This is a genomic window from Myxococcus sp. CA023 (assembly GCF_010998615.1).
Taxonomy (GTDB): Bacteria; Myxococcota; Myxococcia; order Myxococcales; family Myxococcaceae; genus Myxococcus.
Map to the genome: position 1 here is coordinate 1 of NZ_JAAEAH010000032.1, position 14,622 is coordinate 14,622.

Sequence of the window (14,622 nt, forward strand, 5' to 3'; positions counted from 1 at the left end):
TCGCCTCGAATGCTTCGGCGACCCGGAACCACTCCTGCTTCTCCAACGGCTTCGACATACGCGCCAGGGACCATGGCGGCGACTCACCACTCAACGCCCCTCAGCACGTCGTTGGCCGGACGCTTACAGTGTGAGCGGGCTTGAGGTACTCGACGAGGGTGCGTAGGCGCTGGCACTCCGCCGGAGAGAGGAGACGCTCCACCTCGACGTTGAAGGCGTAGCGAGCGAAGCGCTCCGAGGGCCCCAGCACCCAGTCCACCCCCAGCTCGGACTCACCCAGAACGAGGGTGTCCGAGGCGAAGGGGGAGATGGCCCGCACCTCGATGCCGAGGAAGAAGCGGATGGCGTTGCGCAGTCCCAGCGCGGTGCCCTTCTGCTGGTACATGTCCACGAGGACGGAGGCCAGCCGGCGCTGGGCGAGGACGTCCAGCTCGAAGGCGAAGGGGTTGCCCAAGTCCTGGAGGATGGCATCCAGGAAGGACTCCGGCGCGCGCTCCAAATCGAAGATGTCGGGGAAGGCGTCCAGGTCGGCGAGGAGCAAGTCGGTCACCTCCTGGAGGCAGGAAATGAAGCGGTGCAGGTCGCCCGTCACATCGTCCCGGCGGTTGTGGCGGGGCAACATGTCCCAGAGCTGGAAGCTCCGGGCGGGCGGCCGGGCTGGACGGAAGCCCGAGAAGGTGGCGCGGTGGTAGGGGGCGAGCACCGGGTTGTAGTGCGCGTCCGTCACGCCCTCCACGCGGACTTCGTACACCACGTCCGGCGTCAGCTCCGTGTCGAGGATGAGGTGGACGAGGGGGCCGTCGGCCGCGGCCTCGAGGGAGGCCACCGGGACTGCGGGGGCGCCACGAGGCGTGAAGGTGAAGCGCGCCGTGGGCGGCACCCGCACGTCCTCGTCGAAGGCGAGGCGCACGGACTTCGGCGCAAGGGCCTGGGCGACCACGAGGCGGGGCGCAGTGCGGTCCTCCACGGTGAAGGTGTACGTCTCGTCGAGGAGGTGCGCGCCGCCGGCCGTGGCCGAGACGACGCGGACGGAGACGGTGGCCTGGCTGGCCAGCGGCACCGCCGGGTGGAGCACCACGCGCAGGGTATCCGCTGTCTGCGTCACCTCAGCCAGGGGCCCCGCGAAGGCGGGTTGCACCTCGACGCTGTCGCCGCATTCGAAGGCGAGGACTCCATCCACCCAGACGCGGGTGGCCGCCCGGGCAATGCCGTCTACGCCGACGTCCACCACCTCCAGCTCCAGCGCGGCATCGACGGGGACGTCCTCCTCCTCGGGGCTCGGAGCGCGGTTGAGGAGGAGAGGGCGGCGCGTCTCGGCGAAGAGGGAGACGGTGTCGACGTAGAGGGCGGGCAGCTCAACCGTGGCCATGGGGCGTCCTCACGGGGAAATGAGCTCCAGGCGGACGCCCATGGTGTGGACGCCGGAGAGCTTCGAGACGTTGGCGGCCATGTCTCCGACGAGGCGCTCTCGGCCGGGGCGTCCGAGGCAGCGGGCGTACTTCACCCCGTCCACGACGAGGGACGCTTCCCAGGCCAGGCCCGCTGGGGCGCCTGCAGGCACACGGAGGCGCAGGGCGCAGCGGACGAGCGACACGCCAGTGACGTCCACTGCTTGCGTCACCTCGGCGAAGTCCCCCGGGACCAGCTCGAAGCGGCGTCCAGGTTCCTCGTCTCCGAGGACGAAGAGGTACTCGCCCGAGGCGGGCGTGGCCCGCTGGGGCCGAATGCGCCCCTGGCCCATGCCCAGGCGGCTGGTGAAGGCGGTGAGGGCCATGGGCGTCACACCTGTCGGGACAGCTCGAGCGAGTCGAAGTAGGCCCGGCGGGTGACGTCCCGCACAGAGAAGCCGAAGCCTCCACGGCCGGAGGTGAGGGGCTGGCTGCCGGAGTTGATGCCGAGGGCATCGTCGATGAAGTCGGCCATGCCTGGTACCGGCTGCCAGTCGGGAGCCGCGCCGAGCGGGTGCGCGGCCAGGTCATTGTGAAAGGCCTTGAGGACGACGTCGCCGTTGGCGTTGACGATGACGTCCAGCCGTAGGTGCAGCCACGTGCCCTGGGTGAAGCTGGCCGAGGACTTCAGGAGGACACCCGGCCCGTCTGCGTCGGGAAGCCCCGTGGCCACCGCACCCTTGCGCAGCACCACCCGGTGCGGCTCATCGTCGGAGAGGCCCAGGAGGTAGGCGGAGTCGTTGACGGAGGTGCCCTGGCCGCACAGGAAGAGGAAGGGGGAGAAGCCGGTGGGGCCGCCTCCGGGCCCGCGTTGAAGGCAGCCGCGGACGCTGCCTCCCTTGGCCATGGGGGCGAAGTCCGGGAGGTTGGCGAAGAGACCAACTGCGCCCTGCGCGGGGGTGAGGGAGTTGAAGGCGAAGAGGAAATTGCCACCGCCCGGGGGACGCGCAATGCCCGCCGTCACGCCCCTGTCCACGGTGGCGATGTCGAGTCCTCCGTTGAGGTAAGTCCAGTCTTCGAGTGCCATGGTGTCCTCACTGCGTGGTGGCTGCAGTCCACCCGGTGTCGAAGTCCTCGGAGGGCTGCGTGGTGTTGAAGAGGGCCACGCGCGCCATCACGTCCTCCCAGCGCCAGGCGTAGCCCTCGTTGGTGTGCCAGCGCTGCTCGAAGTCCTCCCTCGGCGAGTCGCTGAAAAGGCCCGCTACGGAGGCGACGTCCGCCCAGCCCGTGAGGAAGGGCCCCTGGCCCCACGTCTCGACGGCCTGGCCCTCGAAGCGGTGCGGGACAATCTGCGCGGGCGGCAGCTCGAAGAGGAAGCCGTCGTTGTCCCAGCCCCGGGAGAAGGCCTCGAAGCCGTCGCGCTGCCCGGAGAAGAAGGCGAGGGCCACGGGGACGTCGGAGAGGGCGGCGCGCCACACGTACCAGCGCTCGAAGTCCTCGCATGCCTCCTCCGGCACACCGAAGCCCGCCAGGGCCTCAAGGCGCATCACCGCCGTCAGCGTCCAGTGCTCTGCCTCGCCGGGCCGCCCGCCCGCGTCCTCGAAGCTGGGGTTGAGGAGGGCCATGTCAGAGCAGCCCTCCGGTGTCCCCGTCCTGCAGGGTGACGCTGCCCAGCACCGGCAGTTCCCGCACCGTCAGCTTCACATCCGCGGGCAGGCCGTTGAGTGTCAGGTCCATCCGCGCATCACCCAGCTTCCGGACGCCGGGCACGTCGCGGATGACGTTGAAGACGTCGGACCAGGCCACCTCTCCGGCCGGGAAGCCCTGGGCGTCCTTGAGGTTGAAGCCGAAGTCGATGCGCGGGTTGGGCGTGCCGTCCGGCTCGCTGATGCGGAAGTGGGCGGCGAGCGCCTGGCGGACGCGGGATGCGACGTCCTGGGCCGAAGCGCCCTGGCGCAGGAAGAGGCGCGCGGAGACGTCCATGCGCCGGTACACCGGCTCCTGGACGCTCACCTGGAAGGTTAGGGTGCAGGGGTAGACTTCCGTCACCTGGCGCAGCACCTGGGCCTTGAGCGCGGGCGTGGGCATTCCGCCGCCATTGGGCACCACGTAAAGGATGCCGGCATTCTCGCCAATGGTGGCGTCCTCGTTGGACGTCAGCATGAGGGCACGCGCCACACCGGGCAGGCGTCGGGCGTTGATTTCAAAGTCCTCGCGGGCGACGGTGCGCGTCAGGGCCCGGAGACTCTCGGGGGCCAGCAACTTCGCGGAGGCCACCGTCTGCCTGTCCGCGCCACCCGAGGCAGGGGTGGGGTTGTGGACGGACACCTGCACCGCGTGGCCGTGGGCGTCCCGGAAGCTGCCCTCCACGACGACGAGGCGACCCGCGTCCACGTTGCCGGCCGCGCCTCCCCCTGTCTTGTACACCACCGCCACGGTGCCAGCGGGTGGCAGGCCGTTGGTGCCGGTGCCGAAGCGGACGGTGGCCTTGTCCCCTTGGTCCACGCTGACGAGGAAGTGGGCGTCGGAGGCACGCGAGTTGAGGAAGGTGTCCACCTCGGTGAAGGCGCCCTGGGCGGTGGACACGCGGGCGGAGCCGTCGAGGTAGGGGGCGAAGTCCAGGTGCGCCTCGAAGTCGGCGAGGCCGCGCGAGTCGAAGAGCTGGGTGTGCGTCTTCGAGTGCTCGGCCACGGCGACGACGCGCGGCGGGTTAGCGCCGGCCGGAATGGTGACGGACGAGAGGAGCTGGAAGCGGACAGCCTCCGTCACTTCCTGGGTGCGGACGACGGTGCCGGCAGGGAAGGTGACGGGGGCTGCGGGAGGCTGGTCCAGGCGCAGCTCCACCTCGGCAGTGGCTGCCTGGGCGCCGTGAAGCCGGTAGCCCAGTATGCGGGCCAGAGCGATGACGTTGCGGCGCTGGGTAGCCGTGGAGAGGCGTGACTCGCGGGCGAGGTTGTCCTGGTAGAAGCCGAGGACATCACCGACGAAGGCGTACATCTCCAGCAGCAGGTTGCCGAAGCTGGCGACGTCGAAGTCAGTCCAGTCAGGAAAGACGCTCTTCACGAGCGCCACGAGGCGCGCGCGCAGGGCGTCGAAGTCGCGGTAGGTATAGTCGGTGGACGCGGGAAGAAGTGGCACGTAGGCGAAGGCCTCCACCGGGAGACAAAGGCCTTCGGCCCACTTCTTTTCGGGGACATGGGGACATGTCCTGACGTGGGGAGGGACTTCTCGTGTGGGCCGTCGAGTCATGTGATGAGGAGCGAGCAGGACTTAGTTGCTGGGTCTACCTATTCATACACTTGTCGACAGGGTCGCAGGTTTGGTACTGCTTTGTGACCCCCGATGGTGAGTTAGGCACGTTGTAGCTGGTGCAACCAGTACGAGTACAATGCGTTGGGTGACGTCAATCACTACTCTCATCGTGCCGTTCGCACTGGCCGGGCAGTTTTCGACCGCCTACGAACGACGAATGGCTCCTCTCATTCCCCACTAGGAAATTCATGACTGATCTGCGTGCATTGAAAAAAGCGCGAGGGGGGCAAGTGGGCGAAATGCTCGGTCGGCTCCAACTGCGTCCGTCCGAAGAGAACGCATCGCGGCTGGCCGCGATGCTTTTCGTCAGTAGAGATCATCGGCGCGCAATCGGCCGTGCCCTTCGGGCTTGGTACGGCACCGTCGCGATCCCAGCACTTAGACGCGAGCTTCAACGGCCACATTCCATTGATGAGAAGTATGTCCTCGCCAAGTTGCTCTGTCGCCTTGGCGAACGCATCGCGTTCTTGGAACTCGTTCGTTTGTGTGCCATTTATCCTGAGGATGTTCCAAGCGATGCACGGAAGATGATTGGGCAGTTGGTGGCAGGCAGTGAATATGGCTTCGAGGAGGAATTGCGGCTTCTTCTCCGGGATGTTCAGCCGAGTGTGCGTCTTCTTGCGTCAAATTGGACGTTTGGTGTGGCGCGAGCGGAGACGCTCTCTGTGCTTCAGGCGCTTGCGCGCGATAGGTCGATTGATAGGGATATGCGCAACACGGCCTTGAAGTCTCTCGCCAAATGCGCGCCAGGGGAGGCGCTGGAGTTGCTTGCGAGTTCGGAGGAGAGTTTTTCCTTTGATGCGGTAATCTTTGCTGTTCGTGCCGCATTTGCCGATGCGGACTCAGATGTGCCGGAGACCGTTCTCTTTGTTCTCGCTGCGAGTCCAGTTGAAAGTGTCGCGCTTGCTGTCCGTTGCTATCAGGTTGGGAGAGGCAGTTTTGAGGCATTGGCTGCAATTAGGAGTTGGGCTGCATGTCTTCCGGAGATGGGCCCGGAGGCATGGTATGTGCGCCTGTCGGACGAGCGTATTCAGCATGTTCTGCGTCTTCTTCTTCAGGCTGAGGACGAAGTGTGGCTCTCTCGGTTTCGAAGTTTTCAGCGGAGTCATGAGCACGCTGAGGCTGTCTTTGATTTCGCCAGAAAAAGCCGTAGTAGCGTCGGGTTAGAACTGCTTCGTGAGGAGTTTGTCAGTGCAGATGCGCGCGCGAAGCTCAATCTTGCGATGAAAGGCGTCCTCCTCTATGGAGGCCGTGCGGCGGATCTGGCAGCCTACATATTGCGCTCTGGGCATCAGGAGCTCGTCACAAAGGTGCGTATGCGAGCCGAGGCTCTCTGGCCCGGTAAAACGATAGAGGAAGTTGTAGGCACTTTCCCAACGAGCCAAGCTGTCCCGATGGTGGAGTCGTCAGCCACGGCCGTTCCTCAACCCGAAAAGTTTCCACTTGCTGTCGCCTTGTCGGATGGAGCGCAGAGTGGCTCTGACCAAGCGGAAAATGTACCGCTGTCTGCGGTCGCGGAGCCTTCGTTGCCCTTCAGTCGCGCCGCTGCGTCTGAAAACAGTCAGGTCGATTTTCCGACTTTGAGTTCGGCGTTTTCCACTGATGCAGCGTCTGGCGTTCGGACGGGAAGTCCACAATCTGCATCTCAACAGGTGGCGTCGACACAGTATGTTCGTACTGTAACCCTCCGCGAACGCGATACCGAGGTGGTTAAACGTGTAAAGGAAGCTGAGGACAATAGTTGCCAGATTTGCGATCGAAAGCTCTTTGATTTTCTTTCGAATCGGCCCTATTCAGAAGCGCATCACGTCCAGCCGCTTTCGCACGATGGGGCTGATGCCGAGGACAACGTCGCCTGCCTCTGTCCATTGTGTCATCGCCTGCTCCACCTTGGTGCGATCGGGGTTACGGCCAATGGGACAATAGTTAGGGCTGTTGGTGTGACAGAGTCTTTTCGGAATAGTCTTCGGCTGTCGTCGCGCCACAAGGTGAATACTGAGTCGTGGCGGTATCATTGGCTGTATATGTTTAGACGGCCGACAGGGGTCGCATTTCAGATTGATGATGCCGAAGACTAGGGCCGAAGCATGGACGCGGAGTCGTTGGACTTGGTGGGCGCAAATAAATCCGAGAGGCAGCGTTCTGGTACAAAACGAACTTAACCTCGCGAGCAGCCTTGAGGGCTCGTTCACTTGACGGAGGATACCTCCAGCGTCACTGATGAGTCACGCTCATGAATGCGGACTCGAAGTGCTATTTCTGCCGTATTCTGTTCCACTTCGATCTGCACCAACTGCACGCCAGGCAGCCAGCGAGCAAGGGCGTCTCGGACGTACACGCGTGCCAGCTCCGTCAGCACGGTGTTGTTGCGCTGGTGGCGAAGCCGCGACAGTCCCGCACCGAAGCTGGTGCGCCAGGGCAGCTCGCCGGTGGAGTGAGGCGTAGCGCCTTCCGTCAGCAGCACCTGCCGCACCTTCGAGGCGAGCAACTCGGGCCCGGTACCTACGGCGAAGTCGCGCTTCCTGTCACGACGGAAGGGGATGAGGAGATTCTGGGGCGCTCGACTCATGACATCCTCCTCACGGAATGGGGATGGCCGCGCGCACCTGCTGCAGCGTGCGGACGATGGCGTCGAGCGGCGCAAGGGCTTCTTCCAGAGGGCTCCCCTCGAGGCTGGAGAAGTCTGGCACCTGAGGGCCGCCCACCAGCCCCAGGAAGACGTTGAGGAGGGCCATGAGCTGAGAAAGGGCCGCCAGGGCTTTGCCGACGTTGGCGGCCTCCTCGGCGACGTTGGCTTCCGCGCAGCCGGCCACCGCCAGGAGGCCCGCGTCCCCAAGTTGGACGGCCCGCTGCCTGGCCCGCGCCACACTCGCCATGCGCAGCTGCAGGTGGACGAACTGGCCACGGGCATGGCTCAGCTCGCCCAGGAGGATGTCGATGACGCCCACCACCGTGTACGGCACCGATAGCTGGGGGACGAGGCGGAGCAGCTTGGACACCTTCTCGGCCAGCTTCGGGAGGGCTGCGGCGATGGCTGTCGGGTCCGGAGGCGGGCCCAACGCGTCCGGTATGGCCTTCACGACCTCGAAGACGGCCAGCACCGCGCCGATGATGTCGAAGAGGGGCGTGAGCGGCGCGAGCGCCGGCTGGACGGCCTGCAGGAGCTGGTGGTGCTGCAGGGTGGCGCCGCCAGGCAGCGTGAGGGTGGGCGCCTCGGGCAGTGGGGGGATGCGGATGCAGATGGGCAGCGCCATGGGCGTCCTCAAATTGGCTCGGCGATGGGGCGGACGATGCGGCCGGCGATGGTGACTTGAGCCGCCTCCAGGGAGATGGCGCCCACCGCGCGCAGGGTGAGGGCGGTGGTGGCCTCCAGGGTGACGGTGTTCTCCTCCGCGTCGAACGTGAGGCAGTCGCCCGTCTTCCGGTTGGTGAGCTTCAGCTTCCTCTTCCCCGCGGACTCGTCCAATTCGACGCGGAAGGTGGGCGTGGCGAGGACGCGATTGTCGGGCGGAGACACCTGGGCTTCTTCGGGCACCTCGCTCTGGCCGCCCGGCTTCCCCCAGTGCGCGCTGAGGTAATAGGGCGCGTCGACGTCGCCCTGGTTGAAGAAGACGGCCACCTCGGCGCCCACGTGCGGTACCGCGAAGAAACCCGTGTCCTTGGCGCCCCCGCCGGAGGTGCCCAGGGGCCAGGCCCAGGCGGACTCGGGCTCAAGGACACCGGGGATGCACACGCGGACGCGGCCGAGCTGCTCCCCGTCCTCGCGGCTGGTGACGTAGCCCACGTACATGCCGAGCAGGCGCGTGTCATGGGCAAGGATGTCGTCGTCGAAGGTGCGCATGGTGGGCTCGCTACCTGGGGAGACTCATTCCGGCTTCGGGGTCCTCGACACCGATGGGCTGCCCGTCGCGGCGGTACTCGATGTACCGGGTGCCGGTGTCCCTCTCGAAGGACTCGACTTCCTTCAGCGCCCCAGTCGTCACGGACGCGCTGGTGTTTGGCTGCCCGCCCTGGGGCTGGCCCTGCTTCTCCGGGCTGGCTTGCTGACGGCGGCCGGTGCCGTCGCGCGACAGCTTCAAGTCCGTGGTGTAGCCAGACGCGGACAGGACGTGCTTCGCCTCGGTGACGTAGTACCTGCCGGACAGGAAGCTGGAGATGCCGCGCACCTCCACGACGGACTTCGCACGCAAGCTGGGGTTGCCCACCACTTGGAGGGACAGCTTCACAGTGCCGGCTTCCGCGCGCCGGAAGCGGGCCGCGGACTCGCGCTGGGCTTGGGCAGGTGTCGAGGCCGAGGTGGGCTGGACGCTGGTGGTGCTGTTGCGAAGCTGCAGCGACGTGGTGCCCGTGCGCTTGTCCACCACCTCGAGGAAGTCCGCGAGGGTGGTGCGCTCCACGGTGGCACTGCTGGCCTGGGCTTCGATGTTCGCCTTAGCCATGGCGTCCCGGCCACGCACACCCACCTGGCCTACTCGCCGCCCGAGCTCCGACTCGACGTTGACGGAGAGGATGTCGCCCCGGCCCGCGTCCGCGTACCACCACAGCACATGGGTGGGCGCGGCGGCCTGGTTGCGCGGGCTGAAGGACAGGCCCCTGTCGTCGACGTGGAACTCGAACTCCTCCCGCGCGGCCAGGCGCCGGAGAAAGCGCGCATCCGTCTCCCCGGCCTGGTGGATGGTGTCGAAGGACTCTCCGGTGTCCTCGACGTGGACGGAGTCCTCCTCGTAGCCGTACTCGGCGGCCACCTCACGCACCACCTGGGCGCGCGTCTTGCCCTTCCAGGCGCGCGTCTTCGCCTCGCGGTGCATGAGGGCGCTGAGGGCCTGGCCCTCGACGGTGAGCACCTGGAAGCCCTTCAGCTTCTTCACCACGACTCGCCGCGGAGGCGCCATGAGGCCCGGGTAGCCCCAGGACACCTCCAGCACCGCGCCGCCCACCAGCTCCGCCCTGTCGAAGAGCGCCAGGTCGAAGTTGTCCAACTGGAGGGACAGCTTGTCGGCCTTCGTGGCGGAGTCCTCGAAGGTGAGGCCGAGGACGCGGCCCTCAAGAGAGAGGGGCTCACCGCTGCGGGCCTTCTCGTGTGCCAGCAGAGTGAGGCGCACGCCAGGCGCGCTCCTGTCGAGGGGCCGCGTCATTCGGACGCCCTCCGTCGCTGCTCGCCGAGGATGACGTCGGTGAGGACGCGCAGCGAGGGGATGTAGACGCGCCGCCCAGCCTCCAGCTCCAGCGTCGCGTCGATGATGGGCTCCGGCTGGAAGTCGGCGATGGCCCACCAGAAGCCGCAGGCGCGCGGCAGGGGCGCGAAGTAGCGCCCAGCAAGGCCCCAGAGGGAGTCACCCTGGGCGACGAGGTGGACGCACGTGTCCGCGTGCGGCTGGAAGCCGTAGGGCACTCTCTCGGTGAGGAAGAGGCGGCCAGCCTCGTCCCGAAGGCCGAGAGAGAAGGAGTAGCGACTGCCGGCGTGAGGGGCCACTACGGCACCTCCTGACGGAGCTGCTCGGAGGTGACGCGGGTGTCGAGAATCTCCTCGAAGGTGACGGTGGCGGTGTAGACGAGGACACGGCCGTCGACGGCGAGCTGGCGGTACTGGAACTCCACGCTGGCGACGACACACTCCACAGTGAGGACACCGGGCCAGAGGACGAGGACGCGTGGAGGTGCTGTCGCCAGCACACCCTCGGTACCCGCCGGAGGCACAGTGAGGGCGCGCAAGAAGGCGCGGAACGCCATGATGTTGGACGTGTCGGCCTGCTGCGTGGCGAAGAAGGCGTCCAGGTCGAATTCCACTCCCGCCAGCTGCCGGTTGGAGGTGCCCTGAAATTGGAGGACCTGGTGAGAGAGGCCCGGCACCACCAGGCGGTTCCAATTCACCTGGAGCTTCTCCACCAACTGCGTGGGGTTGAAGAGGCACTCCATGGCCTCTCCGGTGAGGACATTCACGAGGAGGCAGCGAGGAGGACGAGCGAGGCCGGCAGCGATGGACACGTGGGGGGCCTGCCTTTCAGTACGCCGGCATGGGGGAGAAGCTGCGGGAGGCGGCGTCCCTCTCGGCGCGCGCCGTGGCCTGGGCAATCACCTCTCCGTCCACCTGCAGGCTGACGAGGACGGGCGCGGCGGGAGTTTCGGCCGGCTGCGAGGAGAGCACCTCGGGCTGGGGCAGCGAGGCCTGGAGGGCCGCCACCGCCGGCATGGACGAGGACTCCAGGGGCCACTCTGCCGGCGAGGTGGAGGCCATGGAGGCGACGGGCGCCGGGGCCGCGGCGGGGGAGTCCTCGAGGCCGAAAGCGACGGACAAGTCCCGGTGGAGGGTAAGCCGGGCCGTCCGCAGCGCCTGCTGGAGGCCGGTGTCCTTGCCGAAGAGGCTCGCCACGGCGTCCACGACACCGAGGATGGCGCCCACCAACTCCAGGAGGACGCCGGAGATGGCGTCCACCACGCCGAAGACGATGAGCTTCATGCCCGTCCACGCCTCGGCCCAGTTGCCGGTGAGGGCTCCGCTCAGCGTCAACACCACGCCCCAGAAGACGTCGACGATGCCCGAGAAGGCCGCCAGGGCCGCGTTGAGGATGCCCCCCACCACGGACACTGCGAGGGAGACGGCGGACACCAGCACGCCCACGACGGTGGTGATGTTGCCGATGGCAAACCCGATGGCTTGCCCCATGAGCGCCCACCCACTGCTGCCCTGTTGCAAGGCGGAGTTGGTGCCCAAGAGGCCCGAGAGGGCCCCGCCGAGGACGCGGCCGAGGTGCGCCAGGCTGCCCAGGAGGACGTCGACTCCGGCCTTCATGTAGTGCCATTGCCCCGCCAGGCCCTCCACTACCTCCGCTGCGGCCGTCAGGCCCCTGACGACGAAGTCGAAGACGCGGGCGAGGGCGCGTCCCACCGTGGCCCCCGCGTCGCCGAAGGCGGCGAACTTCGCAGCGGCCGTGGTCGCGTCGTCCCTCTCGGAGAGGAAGCCCAGCGCTTCGCCCACCCGCCCCAGCGTCGCCTGGAAGGCGTCGAGGGTGGGGCGCGCGGCTTCGAGTCCGGAGGAGAAGCCGTCGGCCAGGCTGGAGAAGAAGCTGTGGACGCGATGTGCCCACAGGTAGAGGTTGATGAGGAAGTCCTTGAGCCCGGCATTCTCGGCCCGGCCCAACTCCTCCCGCACCGCGCCGGAGAAGCCCCCGTCCTCGAAGAGCTGGACGAGGCCGCGGAAAGCGAGCGTCACCTGCTCCTGCACACGCCGCGCGAAGTCGCCCAGGCCGCCGAGGTTGTGACGGAAGGCGTAGGCGAGGCCGGCCACGGCGACGCCCAGGAGGACGACAGCGCCCACGGCCGGAAGCACCGTGGCCAGGAGGCCGCCCAGCGTGAGGCCCAGCACCTTGAGGCCCACCACCATCAGCGCCAGGCCCACCTTCGCGGAGATGACAGCGCCGACGAGAGTAAGCAGTCCGCCAGCTCCGAGCGCGAAGGCGGCGAAGGCGCGCTTCACCGGGCCGGGCAACGCCTGGAAGACACCCAGCACCTGCTGCACTGCGCTGGCGACGAGGGTGACGAGGGGTTTCAGCACCTGGCCGAAGGGCTCTCCGAGGACGATGGCGAGCGTCTCCAGGTTGCCGGCGAGCAGCGTCTTCTGGCCCTCGAAGGTGTCCAGCATCTGCTTGCGGAACGCCTCGGCCGTGCCGCCCGCATTCTCGAACTCATCGCGCAGGTACTTGAGGGCCTCGGCGCCGCGGACGACTTCGCCGGTGTCCTTGCGGATGCCGTTGGTGAACTGCGTGAGGATGGCATTCACGCCACCGAGCGCCTCGCGGCCGAAGGCCTTCAGCAGGAATGCGGAGCGCTGCGCCGCCGTCATGCGTTCGAGGGCTGGCGACAGCTTGTCGAGGATGCCGAGGAAGGAGAGGAAGTTGCCTTTGGAGTCGGTGACGGCAACGCCCAGACCGCGCAGGTGCTCTTGCACCTGCGGGTCCGCCATGCGCTCCATAGCCACGGCGACGGCGGTGGACGCGCGCTCCACGCCAGGGACGACGTTCTTCACGAGGCCGAGGGCGATGAGTGTCTCGGGCAGGGACTGGTTGAGGGCCTGCGCACCACGCGCGGCGGTGCCGAGGGCCAGGGGCAACTCATTCGCGCTGAGGGCGAAGACGTTGACGGCCTGGAGCATCTGGTCGACGGAGATGGCGGCCTTGTCGGTGGAGATGCCGAAGGCCTTCATGGCCTGGGAGGCGAGGCCCGCCGCCCCCTGGGGTGTCAGCTCTCCCAGCGAGCCACCGGCCAAATCCAACACCGGCAGCAGCAGCTTCATGGCCTCCGCGGCGGTGAAGCCGGCCTGAGTGAGCTCGCGCAGGCCCAGCACGGACTCGGTGGGCGTGAATTGCGTGGCGAGGCTGGCCTTGACGGCAGCGTCACGCAGCTCCCCGAGCACCTCGGCCGAGGCGCCGGAGATGGCGGCCACGCCCGCCAGGGCTTGTTCGAACTCGCCGGCGGTGTTTGCCAGAGAGAGGGATGCACCCAGGGTGACGGCGCCGGCCGTGAAGAGGGCCATGGCGACGCCGAGCCGCTGGACGGCGGTTTCAATGCGCGCGGTGCCCAACCCCACGCGCCTGTCCAGGCTCATGAAGTTGCGCTCCACTCCCTGGAAGGTGCCAGAGGCCAAGTCCCGCGCCGTGAAGACGAAGCCCAGGCCGAGGTTGTTGAGCACGCGCTACCTCCGCTTCGCGGACTTCTCCAAGGCCTTCGCCTCGCGACTGCGTTGCTGGCCGATGCGCTCGAGGAGCCAGTCCCTGTCCGAGGTGGGCAGCTCCAAGGCGTCACCGAGAGGAACTGCGAGGCCGCTGCCTCCGTGCTGGTGCCAGCACAGGTTGAAGAGGCCCTCTCGCCACGTCTCCAGCGTCACACCGGGGAAGAGGTGGAGCGGTCCCGTCGCCTCGTCGTCCGCTGCGTCCCCGGGAGGAAGAAGCCCCGGTCGAAAGGGAGCTCCACCTCCTGGCGCATGAAGCACTCGGGGCACTCGACTTCGAGGGTGGTGTCCACCCCGCAGTCGACGCGGTCGAACTCGTCGACGAGGAAGTCGGCGTCGCGCAGCGTGAGGTCCTCGAGGAAGCGGCGCTTGTCGCGCGCATCCACTCCGTCGACGTCCAGTACCCGGTAGGCGAGGACGGAGGACAGCAGCTTCTCGGGGGCCGCGCGCTGGAGCTGCGGCAGGCGCCGCTCGTCCTCACCCGTCAGCAGCTTGAAGCGCACGCGCGTGCCGGCGTCCGGCAGCGTCGTCTCGAAGCGGTTGCCGGCCATGAAGGCCGCGCGACTGGTGTCTGAGAGGGCGCGCACCGGCAATTGCGTCAGGTCCAGCTCCCAGTCGATGCGGGAGCGGCAGGCGGCACTCTGACAGGGGACGGCGAAGGCGTACTCGGGCCCGTACGTGAGGACGCGCACCTGGAGGAGCGCGTAGAAGCGGTCCCCCTGAAGCACCTGGCCCCAATCCACCTTCCCGTCGGCGAAGGTGTAGGGGCCTGCCTCCAGTATCTCCTCCCAGCACGCGGAGAGCAGCTCATCCACCTGGCTGCCGCTCTTCGCCAGCTTCCTATCCGCGAGGACGCGCTCCTCCCGCACTCGCATGCCGCGAATGCGGCCCGTCAGCCCCGAGGGGCACGAAACAATGTCCGCCATGTCCTTCCTCCGGGAAGGACAAAGGCCTCGGGCGGCAAATCGGGGACATCGACAGGTGCAGCACCCAACCTGCGTGGGGGACTCATGAGCGCGTTGGTGTGGTCAGGGCTGTTTCAGCGCTGCTGGCCCGGGCATGGAGAAGGACCAACCCCAGCAGGGAGTTGCGTGTACCTGGTCGCGGAACGCACCATCTTTCAGCTCAGCTCTCAAGAAGACGGTCCATTCCTCGGACGACTCCTTTGAACTCCCCATCTTGGCGTCGAACACGATT

At 67.2% G+C, this 14,622-nt stretch carries 14 protein-coding genes; 1 reads left to right on the top strand and 13 read right to left on the bottom strand.

What is annotated here, in order from left to right:
• Positions 1–100 precede the first annotated feature (100 nt).
• From F8M74_RS15690 to F8M74_RS15710, 5 genes are read right to left on the bottom strand one after another with little or no spacing between them, the layout of a single operon-like run.
• Positions 101–1,369 (bottom strand): phage tail protein, encoded by a 1,269-nt coding sequence (locus F8M74_RS15690; protein ID WP_228560086.1) that lies wholly within the window; start codon positions 1,367–1,369, stop codon positions 101–103.
• A 9-nt stretch (positions 1,370–1,378) separates the two neighbouring features.
• A complete protein-coding gene (locus F8M74_RS15695; protein ID WP_141258089.1) occupies positions 1,379–1,774 on the bottom strand; it encodes a hypothetical protein in 396 nt (131 codons plus the stop codon).
• A gap of 5 nt (positions 1,775–1,779) precedes the next feature.
• A complete protein-coding gene (locus F8M74_RS15700) occupies positions 1,780–2,475 on the bottom strand; it encodes a hypothetical protein (protein ID WP_141258088.1) in 696 nt (231 codons plus the stop codon).
• Between the two features lie 7 nt (positions 2,476–2,482).
• The gene (locus tag F8M74_RS15705; protein WP_141258087.1) at positions 2,483–3,013 is read right to left on the bottom strand and encodes a hypothetical protein; all 531 of its coding nucleotides are present in this window, start codon (positions 3,011–3,013) and stop codon (positions 2,483–2,485) included.
• 1 nt (position 3,014) lies between these two features.
• Positions 3,015–4,544, bottom strand: a complete 1,530-nt coding sequence (locus F8M74_RS15710; RefSeq protein ID WP_171410379.1) for a baseplate J/gp47 family protein — start codon at positions 4,542–4,544, stop codon at positions 3,015–3,017.
• Positions 4,545–4,888: 344 nt separating this feature from the next.
• Here F8M74_RS15710 and F8M74_RS15715 point away from each other — a divergent pair, with 344 nt between their 5' ends.
• Positions 4,889–6,778, top strand: coding sequence for an HNH endonuclease (locus tag F8M74_RS15715; protein ID WP_141258085.1), 1,890 nt, complete (start codon positions 4,889–4,891; stop codon positions 6,776–6,778).
• A gap of 110 nt (positions 6,779–6,888) precedes the next feature.
• Here the strand turns inward: F8M74_RS15715 and F8M74_RS15720 are convergent, their stop codons facing one another.
• The 8 genes from F8M74_RS15720 to F8M74_RS15760 all read right to left on the bottom strand — a co-directional run bounded on the left by F8M74_RS15720 (position 6,889) and on the right by F8M74_RS15760 (position 14,351).
• Positions 6,889–7,269 carry a GPW/gp25 family protein gene (locus F8M74_RS15720; RefSeq protein ID WP_141258084.1) on the bottom strand — a complete coding sequence of 127 codons (381 nt, stop codon included), beginning with the start codon at positions 7,267–7,269 and terminating at the stop codon, positions 6,889–6,891.
• A 10-nt stretch (positions 7,270–7,279) separates the two neighbouring features.
• Positions 7,280–7,954 carry a hypothetical protein gene (locus F8M74_RS15725; RefSeq protein WP_141258083.1) on the bottom strand — a complete coding sequence of 225 codons (675 nt, stop codon included), beginning with the start codon at positions 7,952–7,954 and terminating at the stop codon, positions 7,280–7,282.
• 8 nt (positions 7,955–7,962) lie between these two features.
• On the bottom strand, positions 7,963–8,541 hold the full coding sequence (locus tag F8M74_RS15730) for a phage baseplate assembly protein V (protein WP_141258082.1): 579 nt from the start codon (positions 8,539–8,541) through the stop codon (positions 7,963–7,965).
• Between the two features lie 10 nt (positions 8,542–8,551).
• Positions 8,552–9,802, bottom strand: coding sequence for a phage late control D family protein (locus F8M74_RS15735; protein WP_228560084.1), 1,251 nt, complete (start codon positions 9,800–9,802; stop codon positions 8,552–8,554).
• A 29-nt stretch (positions 9,803–9,831) separates the two neighbouring features.
• A complete protein-coding gene (locus F8M74_RS15740; RefSeq protein WP_141258080.1) occupies positions 9,832–10,173 on the bottom strand; it encodes a hypothetical protein in 342 nt (113 codons plus the stop codon).
• Positions 10,173–10,616: a peptidoglycan-binding protein gene (locus tag F8M74_RS15745; RefSeq protein ID WP_228560082.1), complete on the bottom strand. Its 444-nt coding sequence runs from the start codon at positions 10,614–10,616 to the stop codon at positions 10,173–10,175. The genes F8M74_RS15740 and F8M74_RS15745 overlap by 1 nt, the downstream gene beginning before the upstream one ends.
• Before the next feature lie 85 nt (positions 10,617–10,701).
• Positions 10,702–13,386 (bottom strand): phage tail tape measure protein, encoded by a 2,685-nt coding sequence (locus tag F8M74_RS15750; protein ID WP_141258078.1) that lies wholly within the window; start codon positions 13,384–13,386, stop codon positions 10,702–10,704.
• A 191-nt stretch (positions 13,387–13,577) separates the two neighbouring features.
• Positions 13,578–14,351, bottom strand: coding sequence for a hypothetical protein (locus tag F8M74_RS15760; RefSeq protein ID WP_141258077.1), 774 nt, complete (start codon positions 14,349–14,351; stop codon positions 13,578–13,580).
• Between the last annotated feature and the right edge of the window lie 271 nt (positions 14,352–14,622).

Coding starts and splice junctions, on each gene's coding strand:
- F8M74_RS15700 (WP_141258088.1), bottom strand. CDS start 2,475: ATGGCACTCGAAGACTGGACTTACCTCAACGGAGGACTCGACATCGCC.
- F8M74_RS15695 (WP_141258089.1), bottom strand. CDS start 1,774: ATGGCCCTCACCGCCTTCACCAGCCGCCTGGGCATGGGCCAGGGGCGC.
- F8M74_RS15730 (WP_141258082.1), bottom strand. CDS start 8,541: ATGCGCACCTTCGACGACGACATCCTTGCCCATGACACGCGCCTGCTC.
- F8M74_RS15705 (WP_141258087.1), bottom strand. CDS start 3,013: ATGGCCCTCCTCAACCCCAGCTTCGAGGACGCGGGCGGGCGGCCCGGC.
- F8M74_RS15690 (WP_228560086.1), bottom strand. CDS start 1,369: ATGGCCACGGTTGAGCTGCCCGCCCTCTACGTCGACACCGTCTCCCTC.
- F8M74_RS15745 (WP_228560082.1), bottom strand. CDS start 10,616: ATGGAGTGCCTCTTCAACCCCACGCAGTTGGTGGAGAAGCTCCAGGTG.
- F8M74_RS15720 (WP_141258084.1), bottom strand. CDS start 7,269: ATGAGTCGAGCGCCCCAGAATCTCCTCATCCCCTTCCGTCGTGACAGG.
- F8M74_RS15725 (WP_141258083.1), bottom strand. CDS start 7,954: ATGGCGCTGCCCATCTGCATCCGCATCCCCCCACTGCCCGAGGCGCCC.
- F8M74_RS15715 (WP_141258085.1), top strand. CDS start 4,889: ATGACTGATCTGCGTGCATTGAAAAAAGCGCGAGGGGGGCAAGTGGGC.
- F8M74_RS15760 (WP_141258077.1), bottom strand. CDS start 14,351: ATGGCGGACATTGTTTCGTGCCCCTCGGGGCTGACGGGCCGCATTCGC.